Below are 16,378 nucleotides of genomic sequence, written 5' to 3' on the forward strand. Positions count from 1 at the left end.
TTCCATCTTTAACGAATTGTAGTACGCACTCCAACAGATGATACAATTTATTTAAAACCTATAGGATTTTGATATCATTATTTATATTTGGACCTGGTAGTTATGAAATTCTTCGGTTATATCGCGTTGCTGAATTTACTGTTACAGTTTGCCATTTCTTCATGTTATGGGCAGTATTATTTTAAGCATTATCAGGTGGATGATGGGTTGGTGCACAATGCAGTAACCGCTGTAATACAGGACAGTACGGGTTTGATATGGGTGGGAACCCGTGGTGGGTTGAACCGTTTCGACGGGTACTCTTTTAAAGCATATAAAAACAATAATGATCAATTCGGCAGCCTGGGAAATGATGTTATTAATTGTATAGCTGAAGATAAGAACAGGATGATCTGGATAGCTACGGGCAAAGGTCTTTTTAAATATAACCCGTACAAAGAAGTGCTCACGGAGCTGGAATCCGTTCCAAAAGAATATACCAACAATCTTGTTGTAGACAATGATAATAACCTATGGTTTCTCATCCGGTTTTCCCTGTATAAATACATACAGGCAGAGAACAGGGTAGAGGATTTAAAAACAAAGGCATCCTGTATCGCACTGGATTCAGATATGAATTTGTGGATGGGAGATAATGACGGTAACATTCATATCTATAACCCTCAAAAAAAGCCTGATGCCAGGATAAGGATTGTTAGCAGAAGTTTGCCTCCAAATGCGCGGTCCATCAGCAAAATATACCCTATTGGTAATAACAGGCTCCTGATAGGCTGTTTTAAGCAGGGACTGAAAAGCTATCATACTAAAACCGGCATCGTCCGGTCCTTGTCACTGGATGATGATAGAGATAAAGACATATTTGTCCGCGATATTGCCGCAGGCAACGATGGGCAATACTGGATTGCCACCGAATCAGGAATTTACATTTACAATTTAGCCGGCAACAAGAGCATAAGCCTGAAAAAACGGGCGGGCGACCCTTACGCCCTGGCAGACAATGCTGTGTATGCAGTATGCAGGGATAAACAGGGCGGTATGTGGGCCGGTACCTTTTTTGGTGGCTTAAATTATTATTCAAAGGATAATGCACGGTTCGAAAAATATTATCCAGTACCGGATGCTAATTCTATTTCGGGAAATGCAGTAAGAGAAATATGTGCCGATAGCAGCAACCATTTATGGATCGGTACTGAAGATGCAGGGATTAATAAATTGGATTTAAAAACAGGAACATTTACAAACTATACTGCAACAGGCAAAAAGGGAAGTATCTCTTATGATAATATACATGGCCTGTTTTCCTGGGGAAACAGGTTGTTTATCGGCCCCTTTTTGCAGGGTATGGAAATAATGGATACACATACAGGCCTGGTTACAGACCGGTTTAAACTTATTGGCGATAGAAACAGACTGGTAAGTGATTTTGTCATTTCAATCTACCGGACAAGAAGCAATAAACTGCTGGTGGGTACAGCATATCGTAATGCCGGGCTATTTGAATATGATACGCAACATAAAACATTTAAGCGCATTAGTCAGATACCATACAACACTTACATTTATGATATATTTGAAGATTCAGAAGGAAATATCTGGACAGGCAGTGTAAAGGAAGGCGCTTTTTATTATAATCCTGAAACTGGCCGGCATGGGAATTTACGTTTTGGCGATACTACAAAGGGAAAGACCATTAACGAATTTCCTGTGTATAATATTTTTGAAGACAGCAACCATGCTTTGTGGTTTGCCACAACCGGCTCCGGGCTTATAAAGTTAAACCCTGACCGGAAAACCATCAAAAGATATACAACCGCAGTCGGATTGCCAAGCAATGTCTTGTACAGCATCCTGGAAGACAGTTCAAAACACCTGTGGATCAGCTCGTCCAAAGGCCTTATTTGTTTTGACCTGCAAACAGAACAGGTAAAAGTGTACACACAGGCCAACGGATTGATAACAGATCAGTTCAACTACAACTCGGCCTATAAACATACCGATGGTAAGATGTACTTCGGCTCCGTTAAAGGAATGATTGCTTTTGACCCGGCTTTATTCAATCAAAGAGAATCCAGCCCGCCTACATATATTACAGGTTTCCAGGTTAATAATATAGAAGCGGTACCCGGCGGGCATAACAGCCCCCTTTCCAGATCTATTTTATATACGGATACGGTTATATTAAAATACGATCAAAATAATTTCAGTATTGAATTTGCCGCGCTGAACTTCTCCTCACCCCGGGCAACGCGCTACAAATATCTGATGAAAGGTATTGACCAACCCTGGACTTATCTCAATACCAATCGCAAAGCCTATTTTACCGATCTCACCCATGGCACTTATGAATTTGTTGTTCAGGCCGAAAGCAATACCGGAAGCTGGACGGGCAGGGAACGACGGCTGGTCATCAAAATTCTTCCACCTTTCTGGAAAAGCAACTCCGCTTATATTGTATACCTGCTGCTCTTAGGCACTATTATATTCATCACTGACCGTTTATACCGCCAATACCTTGAACATAAAAATTTGCGGAAGCTGCAGTTGTTTGAGCACGAAAAAGAAAAGGAAATTTACCAGGCCAAAATAGAATTTTTTACCAATATCACACATGAAATACAGACCCCGCTTACGCTTATAGCGGGGCCTATAGAGTGGCTGAGCAAAAAGTTTCACAATGATCCTGATGTAAAGAAAAGCCTGGCAATAGCTGAAAGAAACACCCGGCGCCTGACAGAACTGGCCAGCCAGCTACTTGATTTCAGGAAAACTGAAGCGGACCAGTTCAGCCTGAATTTTGTAGAAACGGATATTGTCGGGCTGATAACCGACCTGGTAACAGGCTTTAAAGGACAGGCAGCCGGCAACAATATTGATCTGACTGTAACGTTACCGGACAAGAACTTTACGGCTTTTGTAGACAGGGAGGCGCTCATTAAAATATGCACTAATATAGTGTCAAATGCCATTAAGTACGCAGCAACCAGGGCCACGGTTAACATAAGCACGGTAAACGATGCCGATGAATATTTTACAATCAGGTTTAACAATGATGGCAAAGGCATACCGGAAGAGTTTAAGGACCAGATATTTGAGCCCTTTGTAAGGGTACGTGGAAATGACACGCCTGGAACCGGTATCGGGCTGTCGCTGGCAAAATCGCTCACAGAGCTGCACAACGGATCGCTGCGATTGATTTCCGGGGAAGCAGATCTGGTTATATTTGAACTGCAACTGCCCATACACCAAAAAATTGAATTTCAATTGAGCAGTTGGAAAAAGATAAAGTAGTATGACTGAAAGTATTCTTATTATTGATGATAATGAAGATATCCTGGAGTTCTTATCTGTTGTTTTGAGAGATGCCTACAAGTTGCACCTTGCAAACAACGGGGAAATTGCCCAAGCCGTTTTAAGCAAAGAAATCATTCACCTCATCATATCGGATATTATGATGCCGGGAATTGACGGGTTTGAACTGTGCAGGCTGATTAAATCCAATGTGGAATACTGCCATATCCCTATCATTTTATTAACTTCCAAGAATACATATAAGGCCCACATCGAAGGGCTGGAAGTAGGAGCAGACGCTTATATACAAAAGCCGTTCTCGTCGGAATTACTGCAGGTGCAGATTGCCAACCTGCTTAAAAACCGCCGCAAAATAAAAGAGCATTTTGCCAGTTCGCCTTTTGAGGATGTGAGGGTAATGGCGCATTCAAAAACAGATGAAGCCTTTCTAAAGAAGCTTGATGAATATATCAGGGAAAATATCAAAGACCCCAATATTGACATTGATATGCTTGCTGCACACATGTTCATGAGCCGAACTACGTTATATCGAAAGATCAAATCATTATCCTCACTATCCCCTAAAGAACTAATAGATATTACGCGTCTTAAAAAAGCCGCGAATTTAATTGCCAGGAATGAATTCTCGTTTTATGAAATTTCAAAGATGATAGGTTACAGTTCGCAAAGCCTTTTCAGTCGGAACTTTCAGAAGTATTTTAAAATGTCGCCCATCGAATATTTTAATTCATTGCCAAGGGAATAAGCGGAGTAGTAATAAGATTACTCTACTCCTTAATCTTTGTCCTCATCGTCAACCGCATTTTCCCATTTAGTCCACATCTCTACACCAGGGGCATAACCGTTATATCCGGGGTTCTGTCGCAGCTTCCCATACAGGTTTGCATCAATAGCCGATTGGGGAATTGGCCAATAGATATTATGTGGTGCTATGGTGTAGGACCTGCCCTTTACAGTTACCTTATTTTTATTGTAGTAGTTGCTGTAATGTTGTATACGCTGATACCAGTAACTGTTGTCTGAAAGGGTATTCACATTATAGCTATTGCCCCATTCATCTGCTTTGCCACTTAAGGCCAGGCTGTACGACATACGGCTTAGCTCCATGTGCCGCCATTCTTCCATCCATAATTCACGGGCACGCTCATTGGCAATATCGCCAATAGTAACTGTGGTGTATAACTGCTGGCATTTTGCTCTTTGTCTTACAATATTCACATCTGCTGCGGCTGCGGCAATATTCCCTTTATAAAATTGAGCCTCCGCACGAAGCAGGTAGGTTTCTGCAAGACGATAGCAGTACCAGTCGGCCGACCCGCCCTTGTTGTTATTACTGGCAGCGTTGCCAATATGATCGGGATCATTTGCAAAAACTTTATAGTGCGGCCAGTCAAACCAGTTACGCACGGTGTCGGTGCATAAGATTTTGTTGCCATTATAAAGTCGCAGGTTTTTACCAAAATACAATACATCAGAGGGATCATTATACTTCATGGAATCCATTCTTGCCCAGTTGCCGACACGGCTGTTGTGTCGCAGATCTGCGGTATCATTGATCCCGTTTACGTTCCAGAGATCATGTTGCGCAAAATAGGTAGGACTGATCATCGCAATACCACGACCCACAGCAGAATTATAATCCACGTTGGCCCGGTAAGAACCGCTGGAGGAAGCATAGCATTGCATAGATTTTCCTGCGGGTGAAACCAATGTAGAAATATTCCACATCGGGCCCCAGTTCCGCATTGTACGCATTTTTATGGCAGCATCGGTACCATCACGGTTGGGCATGGCAAGAATGGCTTCTTTATTCGACATGATACATTTATTCACCGGGCGGTGCAGGTCCCATATCACATTGCGCGTAATATGCCAGGTAGCTTCCAGCGGGCTCTCAAACGTACCGAATGTGGACGTCATTAAGGAATAGCCTGAATTATTAATTAAAGAATCGGCTTGCGCAATAGCTTTATCCCATTGGCCGGTAGCAAGGTAGCATTTGATCAATAACTGGCGGCAGGCGCCTTTATTTACCATTCCTATGTAAGCCATACCGGACTGATCAGGCACCCACTGTACGGCATCTTCCATATTTTTGGTGATCATTTCTAAAATGGCCTCACGACTGGTGCTCTTATAGTTTTGTTTTGGAGAAGATGGAATCCGGGTTATCAGGGGAACATTGTTGAACTGAAAACACAAGGCAAGATAACGGAATGATCGGTGAAAGTAGGCCCTGCCGATATATTCATGTTTTGTAGCTTCATCCAGGCCGGGAACTTTATCAATATAAGAAGTAATTGTATTGGCATACTTAATGCCATTATAGGTTTCCCCCCAGAAGTAGCTCAGCATGTTCACATCATTAGTATACATCCCGTCTGTTGGAGTAAGCCGGGTAGCTACATCCGCAAAAATACTTCCGTCATCCGTTTTACCCGATACTGCCATGTCTGATAACATATACTCGGTGTTAATAGGTACTGATATATCCCTTGTTGTAATATAGCTCCAATAGCTTCTCAGATGCTTGTCGCACATTGCTATTGCAGCATCCAGCCCCGACCTGGTGGTGAAGGTAGCTTCAGGCTCATAAAAAGACAGGGGATCCGGTTTAAGATATTTCTTACTGCAGGAGGCAATCATTGCTGATGCGATCACCACGAAGAAGATTTTTATTATATAGTTATTTTTCATGCGTAAAATTTTAGAATGTCAGGTTTAATCCAAGCGTGTATATTCTCGGCGCAATATCACCGGTTTCTATATCCCAGTAATTCCAGTTTTTATCTTTTTTCCAGACTGCCACATTGCGGACCGTCGCATATAATTTCAGGTTTTCAATCCCTGCCCGTGAAGTAAATTTGTGTGGCATTCTATAGCCAATTGTTACGTTATCAAGCCTGATAAAGGAACGGTCAAATACCCTGTTGGGTGCGGCAACCCCGGCCGGGCCCCTCGCATCCAGCCGTCCAAAGAAATTGTCCGGCTTATCGGGCGTCCAGTATCTTTTGTCGTATGTATTGGCATTATATGTAACCAGTGAAACACTATTGTCCTGGTTCAGGTAAGAAGTACTTAAGCTTTTATTACCCCAGTAAGAATAGATGTTGAACGAGAAATTAAAGTCTTTATAGGTAAAATCATTTCTTAACGACCACATAACGGGTGGTGTAGTCTGGCCCAGGAATTCCTTATCATTATTATTATAGACCGGCTTTGTGGTTCCATCAGCGTTTTTAATATCATCTGCCGTGTAATTATTGGCTACTTTAGGATCGCCGGGGCGTTGGCCGTATCTGGCGGCTTCAGCAGCCTCATTTACCTGCCATATTCCTGTTACACGGTAGTTCCAGATAGCGCTGGCCGGTTGCCCGATAAACCATCCGTTGGATATATCATCAGATTCTTTGGAAGCCACCACATTTCCACTGGCATCCAGCACATCCTCATACCGGTAGTAAAGATGCCTGATGGTATTTTTATATTTCGAGAACCCAAAAGTGGTATTCCAGCTAAAACCGGGCGTTCTTATATTTTGTGAGGTAACTGAAATTTCGAAACCCTTATTTTGTACTTCTCCTAAATTGGTAGTGATACTGGTAAATCCGGAGAAATCAGGCAGCGATTGGCTCATGATCATATTGGTAGTGGGCATGTAATAATAATCGAGCGTAGTGGAGATCCGGTTATTTAAGAAAGCAAGATCCAGCCCGATATTATATGCAGTAGTTTTTTCCCATTGCAAATGTGGATTTTCCATACGGTCGATCCTTAAATAGTAATACTGGATATAATTACCGCTGGCGTCTACATATCCCTGGGTAGTTGCGCCATTGGCGAGATTGGCCAATGCGATGTAAGGATTGGCAAGCGACCTGTTCCCGTTTTGTCCGTAAGACAAACGCAATTTGCCATTGCTCAGCACATTCCATTTAAAGAATTTTTCGTTGGTAAATGTCCAGGCCAAAGCTGTTGAAAAAAAGGTAGCCCGCGGATTGGAGGTACCGAAAGCAGAATAGCCATCGCGGCGCACAGAGGCTGTTAACATATAACGGTCATCATATGAATAAAACACGCGCGCAAGCATACCATCGGCAGTTTCATGAGAATCGTCCGTATCAAAACTGCTGTTAAGCTTATCGCCGGTGGAAGTTTCATGGAATCCTAATGCATCACTTGGTAAAATATTGCGTGCATTGATCGCATCGCTCCAATACCGCCTCTCTTCTGCTTCCTGGGCCAGTGTTACATTTACCTTGTGCTTCCCGGCAAACGTTTTTTCCCAGGTGATGGTATTATTCAACGACCAGTCAAAACGTTTTCCCCAGTTCCGGTCCACACCACGGTTAATTGGCAGCCAGTCGGGATGTTCGGCCGATTCAAAATAACGGTTATAATACCACTGGTACCTGGGAGAAACATTAAAGGAGTAAGTGATATTAAAAGGTAGTTTTACTTTGGCAGAAAGGATGGTATTTAGTACAGTATAACCTCTTTCAAGTTTCATATACTGTTTATTGAAGTCAAAATTATAACCTTTGCTGGCGGTCATTTCATCGCCCATAGGATGTACTTCCAGGTTCCCATTCTCGTCTCTGTAAGATGCAAAAGGGCTGTTATTGATGATCTGTGATCCCCAGTTAACCGCAATATTTCCGTCGGACCGGTCCTGGAAGTTAACATTGGCGCTGATATCCAGCCAGTCGGTCACTTTGCCCTCCACCTTTAAGTTGGAACGTACTGCCCTGTAATTATCACCCACAACCACGCCCTGGTTAGATAAGTAGCCTGCAGACAGGTAATAATTTATTTTATCGCTGGCTCCCGATACGCTGAGGTTATAATCCTGGTTAAAACCGGTACGGAAACTATGATCATACCAATCGAAGGTTTTACCTTTCAGATAGTTATCCAATGTTGTATATTGAAGACCTAACCGTTTAGCCCATATTTCATTATCAGATGCATTAATTGTATTCGTTGAATAGGCTCTCCATTCGTCAATGCTGATCCCATATTTTTTCAACATATCGCTGGTAGGCATTTCATAATACCCCAGTTTCCCTGCTGTTGCCGCTTCTGATATGTAAGGCTCATAAGCCCCCGTTGCTGAATTGATACCATAGGTGGCAGCCGTATACCAGTCCTGCCGGTATTGCATATAACCATCGGGTCCAAAAACTTTCCTGTTGGCGGCCATGTCGGAAAGCCCGAAATTAGTGGTCATATTGATGGTAGGTTTTCCTTTTTTCCCTTTTTTAGTGGTGATGATAAGTACCCCGTTAGCTGATTTTGCCCCGTAGATGGCGGCAGCGGAGGCATCTTTAAGGATGTCAATCTGCTCAATATCATCAGGATTGATTTCAGATAGTTCTCCATAGAAAATCATACCGTCCAGAATCAGCAAGGGATCGTTATGTCCGCCATCCGTGTAAACGGAGCGCTGGCCCCGGATCCGTATCGTGCCTCCGCCTTTTGCAGAAGGATCAAAACCTACGCTCACACCGGGTGTTCCGCGGATGATGTCCTGCACCGTTTTAGGATTCTCGTCTGCAATCTTGTTTGGGCGGATAGAAGTTATTGCTCCGGTAAGATCTTTTTTCTTCATGGTACCATAACCGATCACCACCACATTATTCAGGTCGTTGGTAGCTTGTTGCAGTACAATAACCAGAGGTTTCCCATCCGGTGTGAGTTCCCTGTTGATATAGCTTACGTGCGATGCTCTCAGCGGTACCCCTTTGCCGGCCTGGATGCTAAAATTACCCGATGCGTCCGTTTTGGCAATTACTGTTGTTCCTTTAGCGGCAATTGTGACACCAGGTATCCCATTACCCAGGGAGTCTGTAACTCTGCCTGTTATCGTTTGCTGCTGTGCATGGGTACAAAAAGGAAACAGTAAAAACAATAAAGCCCCGAGTAATCCGGGCAGTAAGAGCCCCGTGCACAAAGAAGAGGGCTGGGTCTTCCTGGTTTTTGTATAGTTTTTTTCCATAATGATCATTTAGTCGCTATCGCGATGAAATTTATAATAGCATATATTGGTTTGTGCAGATAGGATACCATCCCCGCTTGTTTAATGAGCGGAAGGTTCATGATTGGCTGATGCATGCTTTATCATAAGTGGACGCGCTTTTCCCTTTTGAGTAGTGGAAAACTGTATAAAAGCCTTTCAAAAACTAACAGCATACTACACACCTGATCTACGTGGTCTGTCTTTGTGGAATCATTAATCTTAATATTGTTGTACGAAGTAAAAATTCTTTTCTCGTACGTTTTATTCAACTTTTTGTCGAATCATTCCAAAGTAAAGAAGTATAAAGGAGGGCTGTTAAATCATAGGTAAAGGGAACCTGGTTTTCAGGCTAAGCCGTTGGCGCTTCCTGCAGGGCGCCAACGGCAGCATTAACTATCCGGCTATTTTCCTAAAAGTGCGGTTGCGCACCACAGATAGGGCGCCTGTCCGTGAAGGTCGCCTGCATTACGCGGGCGGTCGTGGTAATATTGTTTATCGTTCTTTTTGCCTGTACCAACACAAACTTCGGTTACATTATTACGTGCATCTATATACGAAACCATGGCCATCCATGCTTTTCGCGCAGCCGGAGCATACTCCGCCGCATTTAACCATCCCTGCTGAACGCCTGTAATAAATGCGTAAGTAAACATAGCGGAGCCGGATGTTTCCGTCCAGAAATCTGCTTCATCAATAAGCTGGTTCCACATTCCACCTGGTCTTTGGTGCTCTTTCAGGCTTTTCATCATGGTAAGATAACCTTCCATAATACGGGGACGGTCTTTGTGATCTTTAGGCAGGTCACGAAGCAGGTCAGGCATGCCTACCGCCATCCAGCCGGCTCCTCTTGCCCAATAGTAGGGAACATCCGGAGCGTGGTAGAAAAGCCCGTTGGGGCGTTGCAGCTCGTTCAAATAAAGCACCATTTCTTTTGCAGCCCTGTCAATATATTTGCGGTCGCCGGTTACTTTATAGGCCTCGTTTTGAACAACAGTGATCATATACATATCGTCGATCCACAAGCGGGTTTGCCATGAATACCCTTTATCTGCCCAGGCTTTTTCATCCGGTTTCGCATCCTTCGGTACTTCCCATTGTGAATCGGCATAGGCTAATCCTATTTTCTTGTAGCGTTCGTCTTTTGTTACCTGGTAAAGTTTCAGGGCAATGCTGCCAAACATATTGTAGTCCACATGGTTCATAGGTGGCAGCAATGCTTTTTCCAGGGCGAAGAAGGGTTCAAATTTATCCCGTAAAAGTTTGATGAGCTTCTGATCCTTTGTTTTTACAGCATAGTCCAGCGCACCATTCCAGGTGCAAACTTCAGCATAGTGAATATACTTTCCTGCATAGAGCTCATGTCTGCCGTCCACGAAGTGGTAGGCCAATCGCTTGCCTACGTCGCCGGGTGCAGATCCCTTTGGAAATTGGGTCAGAAGATCCTGCTGTGCAAAAAGGAATTGAAAAGATATAACCGCCAGCAACGATAAAAATAATTTACTCATAACGCTTTTTTTGTAGAACTTATTTAAATTTTAGTGAATATTTCCAATGTTATGAACAACGGCTTCTATATTTTCAACCTGGGCATGAGCCAGGTACAAAGTGGCGCGAAAGGGCTGAAACCGGAGTTGTGCGAAGAAATAAAATATCTTCTTTAAATTTTGTTCACTTTTTTGTCGATTCGATCCTAAAAATGAGCCTGGGCAAAAGTGCGGGGAGTATATAGCACTATACCAATGCCTGCATACATGCTGCCACTCCGGAGAAGAAACCAGATTCATACAGGAGTGCATGGGGGAACCGCAATGGAATATAACAATAGCGTAATATTAGGCGCTTATCTTTGCAGTTATGCAAATGGATGACAGCAATGATCAGGATCTATGGCGACGCGTTCAGCAGGATGACAGGCCGGCGTTTGAAAGCATATACCGTTCTTATGTGGAAGTGATCTTTGCGCTGGTATTCAAACATATCGATAACCGTGATGATGCGGAAGATGTAACCCAGGACGTTTTTTTAACCTTATGGGAACAACGGAAACAGATCGTATTGCAGAAAAGAATCTTTTCTTATTTATATAGTGTTGCCCGTTATAAAACATTCCGGTATAATCGCGATAAAGGGCGGACGGAACTTTATCAACGGCAATGGGAACATTTCCTGGACCTGGATCATACTCCCGGTACAGCACCGGAAGTTTTTGTGAAAGCGGAAATGTTACGGCTGGAAGCCAATATAAGCAGGGAAATTGAGAAGCTGCCCCCACAAATGAAAAAGATCTACCAGCTCAATATTGAAGATGGAATGGGCACGGCGGAAATAGCTTCCCGGCTCACTATTTCAGAACACACCGTTAAGAAGCACCTGGTAAATATCAAAAGGCGACTGCGTACTATGGCCTTGCGGCTGTTCTAATACCTTCTTTATATACCGTAATATTAACTTAATGTTAAGCCCGTTTTTCAAACTACTTCAACTTACACATTTCTGTACTATTCTTTCAGGAAGGCACTAAACGAAACTGGCTTTCTCAGAAACAGATAGTATGCATCAAAATCCTGATTTTAGAACTTTATTGGATCGTTACCTGGAAGGCCGCTGTACATCGGAGGAAGAGGCTTTGCTGGCCCGTTTTTTTGAACAAAGCGGTGAACAGGAAAAGCAGGTATACCTTTCTGAACAGGACCAGGCACGGATGTTCACGACCTTCCGGGACTCACCTCGTTTCAGGGAGCAGCCCGCAAAAAGGAATTTAGTGGCCACCATATGCAGTTACCGGCTATGGAAGGTAGCCGTTTGGCAGGCCGCCGCCGTGTTGTTGCTGCTGCTGGGTTTCTGGAGCTGGGATAGAATATCCCGTTCCGGTAAAATGATAGCGTATAAACAGATCAGTAATCCTAAAGGGGTTGTATCGAGAGTGGTGTTGCCGGATAGTTCCGTGGTGATACTGAATGCCAATTCCACCCTTAGTTACGCGGAAGACTTCAGCAGGCACAGGGAGTTGAAGTTAACCGGCGAAGCCCTTTTTGATGTAAGCAGAGACCAGGCGCATCCCTTTATTATACATACCGCCGGCGGCATACAAACAAAGGTGCTGGGCACCTCATTCACCATTCGCAGTTATGATAATTTACCGGAAACACAAATAATGGTAATAAGCGGGCGTATTCAGGTACAGCATGCAAATACGGTACTGGGCATACTGGGCCGCAATGAACGGGTTACTTATAACCGGTCAGCTGGTGGCAGCTATCACGAAGTAGTGGCCGATGCCGGTAAGCAGGCCGGCTGGACCCATGGTGAATGGGAGTACGAGAATATGTCGCTGAAGGAATTGCAGGCGTTACTGTTTAACTATTATAACATTCGCGTGATTGCCCGGGGGACCGCCACACAGCATTTGGTGGCCAATGCCAGTATGAACTTCACGAACCGTCAGGCAGCAGAAGATATTGTTAACATCTTTTGTATCACTGCCGGCTGCCATTACAAATGGCAGGATCATACAACAGTAGAAATTTATTGACAGTACCTGTCTTAAACAGCAAAGCCCTGCTGTAACAGGGCTGTTGCTTTTCAATTAGAGGAATAAAAAACAAATGTATGAAGAAAAGACGTTTACTACAATACGTCGGGGTGTGCTATGCACGCTATCTATCCCTATGCTTATGGCTGCTGCTGATGCAGGTATATCCGTTGGCGTTACACGCACAGGAAAAACAATACAGCATCCGGCTTGAGAAGGGCTCGCTGGAACAGGCCATTATTAAAGTAAGAAGCATATCCGGCGCCAGTATCGTTTTTCATAAAGAAGATATCAATGGCATCAGTATTCCCGCGCAGGATCTCCGTTTGCAGCCCGTGGAAAGCATCCTGAAAGCAATGCTGCGCGATCTGCCATTTACCGTGGAGAAAAAGGGGGCTGGTTGGTTTATTGAAAAAGCAACCGGCAGTGGAAGGAAAATACGTATAACCGGTCACGTTAGTGATGCACAATCCGGGCAGGCTATACCCGGGGTCAGCATCATAGTAAAAGGAACTATGGGCGGCACGCAAACGGACAATGATGGAAATTTTGCGTTGGATGTGGAAGATGACGCGCTGATCACTGCATCTTTTGTGGGGTACGCTGTACAGATGACTCCTGTGAGCGGTAAAACCCGGCTTGCCATCCGCCTGAAGCCGGATACAAGAATATTGGGTGCTGTAACAGTGGAAGCCAGGCGAAGGGCCGGTACAGAAATGGCGTTGCTGACAGAAAGAAGGAATAGCAGCGTGGTGTCTGACGCGATCTCCGCCCAGCAAATCGAAAAAACGGCCAGCTTAACTACTACACAGGCGTTGCAGCGTGTTACTGGTGTAACCATTACGGATGAAAAATATGTGGCAGTACGGGGATTGGGCGACCGTAGCGTGATCGCAGAGCTGAATGGTGCACGGCTGTCTTCCTCCAATCCGGACCGTAGCGCTGTGCCCTTAGACCTGGTGCCGGCCGGTTTGCTGGAAAACCTCACCATCTATAAAACCCTTACGCCAGACCGTTCTGCAGATGCGTCCGCAGGTCTTATAGAACTAAAAACAAAAGCAGTACCGGAAACCCAGATACTGGAGTTTACAGCCCAGGCAGGCTTTAACACTAATGTAGGCCTCAATGGGCAGTATAACGGTTTCTATAATAATGATCTTGGCTTCCTGGGGCAAAAAGTAAGCAAACATAACCTTCGCCAGGATTTTATTGATCTTGGTAAACAATACCCGGGCGGTTTACAGCAGATACAAAAGATGTTCATCCAAAGCCGTAACAGCCCGGAGCTGGCGGCAGAGGCCATGCGTGTAAGTGGTATTATGCAAAGCTTTGACCCTGTGCTCACCACTAAATACCAGAAGGCAAGCCCTAACCAGGTATACAACATATCCTATGGCAATACCTTTAAAGTATTTAACGGGCATGCCCTGGGGCTGATAGCCAGCGCTAACTACTACCAGCGCACCAACGATGTGTATAATGCCAGGAGGAACCAGTATAGCCTGTTTCAGGGTATTGTAACAGGTTCTCCTGCTATCTTCAACCCGCTGCGTATACCCGCTTTTGTAACGCCCAACTATCGCAGGCTGAACAACTACCTAAGCTATACGGAAAATACCGGCACCCGTATGCTCAGCTATGGTGGCCTGCTGGGATTAACTTACCAGTTTAATAAGCGTAACGAGATCCAGGCTCAATATATGGGCAGCAGGGGGGCGGAATCCGAAGCCAGTAACCTTACAGGAGCATGGCAGAATACAGGTCTTAATTTCCCGGTATACAACGTAATTAACCAGCTGCGCATCACCTATCGCACTTTCGACACCTATAACTTCCAGGGAGAGCACCAGTTACTGGACAAATCCTGGTCGCCGCGGTTAACCTATAACCTGAGCTCTTCCCGCAGTACCCAAACAGATCCTGATTTCCGTTCTACAGATGTGGCCAACCTGCGCACTACCCGCTTCCAGGACCCAAACGGGGTAGGGGTAGGACAGGATACCTACGCCTTCGTAAGTGGCCTTGTGCACGGCGTGGATAATGATAACGCCAGCATTATTGTGGCAGATCCCAACGGCCGCCAGTATCGCAAATTGAAGGAAACCAACTATAACGCCAGGGCAGATCTGAGCCAGCCCTTTAAGATAGGTAAGCTGGATCAGCTATTGAAATTTGGTGTCAACTTCCTGAGAAGGGAAAGGGATTTTACAGAGAACATCCTTGGCATTCCCGGTTCCACCCTGGGTGGAGGCGGTATACAGCTGCTGAATAATGCTAAAGGCAATATAGACCAGCTGGTGTCCCCGGCAAATATCGGCCTGCAGAACCCTACTCAATACGATGGCCAGGGAGAGCCAAGAGTAGGTGGTTTCCTTTACCAGGTTAAGAAAGCGCCCAATAACTATAGCGGCTCTTATGAAACGCGTGCTTTCTATGGAATGCTGGATGCTCATGTAAGGGAAGATATCCGCGTTACTGGCGGGGTGCGTTTCGAATCTACAAACATACAGGCCAATGTGGATACCGCGGATGTATTTGTGCCGCAGAACCTGAACGCACTTACCGGTCTTCCCAATGAATCTGTAAGCTACAGCACTAAAACGCCGCATACCCGTTATGTAAGCACCTACAAACCTTATTACTCCGTTAACCTCGTATACTCAGGCATCCGCAATATGAATTTCAGGTTTGCCTACAGCACATCGCTGGCAAGGCCTGAGCTGAGGGAGCTCACCAATGTATATGAATTTGATCCCTTCCAGTTTGCCGTCATAGGCGGTAATCCAGGGCTGAAGAATCAGACCACCAGGAGCGCGGACTTCCGGTGGGAATGGTTCACCAATCCCGGTGAAGTACTATCAGCTTCCCTGTTCACCAAAACGATCATCGATCCTTTACAGCGTGTATTTATCTACAGGTCACAGGGTAATCAGTCTTCGGCGCCGGAGTTTCCGCTTATCATCTACCAGAATGATCCTAACAACGGTAAGGTATATGGCCTGGAGCTGGAAGTCCGTAAAGATCTCGGCAAATTGTGGCGGCCGCTCAGGTATCTGTTCATTGGTACAAACCTGTTGCTGGATGTAAGCAGCATTGATAAGAACGCCGAACGCCTGGATGCATCCCGCATTAACGACAGGCGCGCTCCAGCCACCAGCCCTGTATTTGAGCAGGCGCCCTATGCACTGAATGCTTACCTGGACTATGCCAATACACGTTCAGGCACCAACGTTACTGCCAGTTTCAATATCGTTGGAGCCAGGCTTATACAGGTGCAACTGGATGGCACACCGGATTTATATGACCGGCCGGCGCCCGTTCTGGATCTGGTATTCAGCCAGCACCTGGGTAAGAAATGGCTGGCAAAGGGTTTTGCCAAGAACCTCTTCGATCCCGCATTCAAACAGGTATATACGAACCCGGGTAACAACGGCAAGTACTACGGCACTGAATATATCTACCGTCAATATCACAAAGGGGCTGAATTTTCACTGGGCCTTACCTATAAATTATTCTGA

8 protein-coding genes are annotated in these 16,378 nt (G+C 44.9%); 5 read left to right on the forward strand and 3 right to left on the reverse strand.

The window, feature by feature from the left end; all coding sequences use genetic code 11:
• The first annotated feature begins 102 nt into the window (after positions 1-102).
• Together FN124_RS11890 and FN124_RS11895 are read left to right on the forward strand one after the other, a co-directional pair.
• The gene (locus tag FN124_RS11890) at positions 103-3,288 is read left to right on the forward strand and encodes a ligand-binding sensor domain-containing protein (RefSeq protein ID WP_142684931.1); all 3,186 of its coding nucleotides are present in this window, start codon (positions 103-105) and stop codon (positions 3,286-3,288) included.
• Position 3,289: 1 nt separating this feature from the next.
• Positions 3,290-4,054, forward strand: coding sequence for a response regulator transcription factor (locus FN124_RS11895; RefSeq protein ID WP_142684932.1), 765 nt, complete (start codon positions 3,290-3,292; stop codon positions 4,052-4,054).
• Positions 4,055-4,083: 29 nt separating this feature from the next.
• Here the strand turns inward: FN124_RS11895 and FN124_RS11900 are convergent, their stop codons facing one another.
• The 3 genes from FN124_RS11900 to FN124_RS11910 form a co-directional block, all read right to left on the reverse strand.
• Positions 4,084-6,006, reverse strand: coding sequence for a RagB/SusD family nutrient uptake outer membrane protein (locus FN124_RS11900; RefSeq protein ID WP_142684933.1), 1,923 nt, complete (start codon positions 6,004-6,006; stop codon positions 4,084-4,086).
• 10 nt (positions 6,007-6,016) lie between these two features.
• Positions 6,017-9,307, reverse strand: coding sequence for a SusC/RagA family TonB-linked outer membrane protein (locus FN124_RS11905; protein WP_142684934.1), 3,291 nt, complete (start codon positions 9,305-9,307; stop codon positions 6,017-6,019).
• A 422-nt stretch (positions 9,308-9,729) separates the two neighbouring features.
• The gene (locus FN124_RS11910; protein WP_142684935.1) at positions 9,730-10,833 is read right to left on the reverse strand and encodes a glycoside hydrolase family 88/105 protein; all 1,104 of its coding nucleotides are present in this window, start codon (positions 10,831-10,833) and stop codon (positions 9,730-9,732) included.
• Between the two features lie 349 nt (positions 10,834-11,182).
• Between FN124_RS11910 and FN124_RS11915 the strand changes: the two genes are divergently transcribed.
• The 3 genes from FN124_RS11915 to FN124_RS11925 all read left to right on the forward strand — a co-directional run bounded on the left by FN124_RS11915 (position 11,183) and on the right by FN124_RS11925 (position 16,378).
• Positions 11,183-11,749 (forward strand): RNA polymerase sigma factor, encoded by a 567-nt coding sequence (locus FN124_RS11915; protein ID WP_142684936.1) that lies wholly within the window; start codon positions 11,183-11,185, stop codon positions 11,747-11,749.
• A 130-nt stretch (positions 11,750-11,879) separates the two neighbouring features.
• Positions 11,880-12,860: a FecR family protein gene (locus FN124_RS11920; protein ID WP_142684937.1), complete on the forward strand. Its 981-nt coding sequence runs from the start codon at positions 11,880-11,882 to the stop codon at positions 12,858-12,860.
• Between the two features lie 77 nt (positions 12,861-12,937).
• Positions 12,938-16,378 (forward strand): TonB-dependent receptor domain-containing protein, encoded by a 3,441-nt coding sequence (locus FN124_RS11925; RefSeq protein WP_142684938.1) that lies wholly within the window; start codon positions 12,938-12,940, stop codon positions 16,376-16,378.

Source organism: Chitinophaga polysaccharea (assembly GCF_902150045.1).
GTDB classification, from domain to species: Bacteria; Bacteroidota; Bacteroidia; order Chitinophagales; family Chitinophagaceae; genus Chitinophaga; species Chitinophaga polysaccharea_A.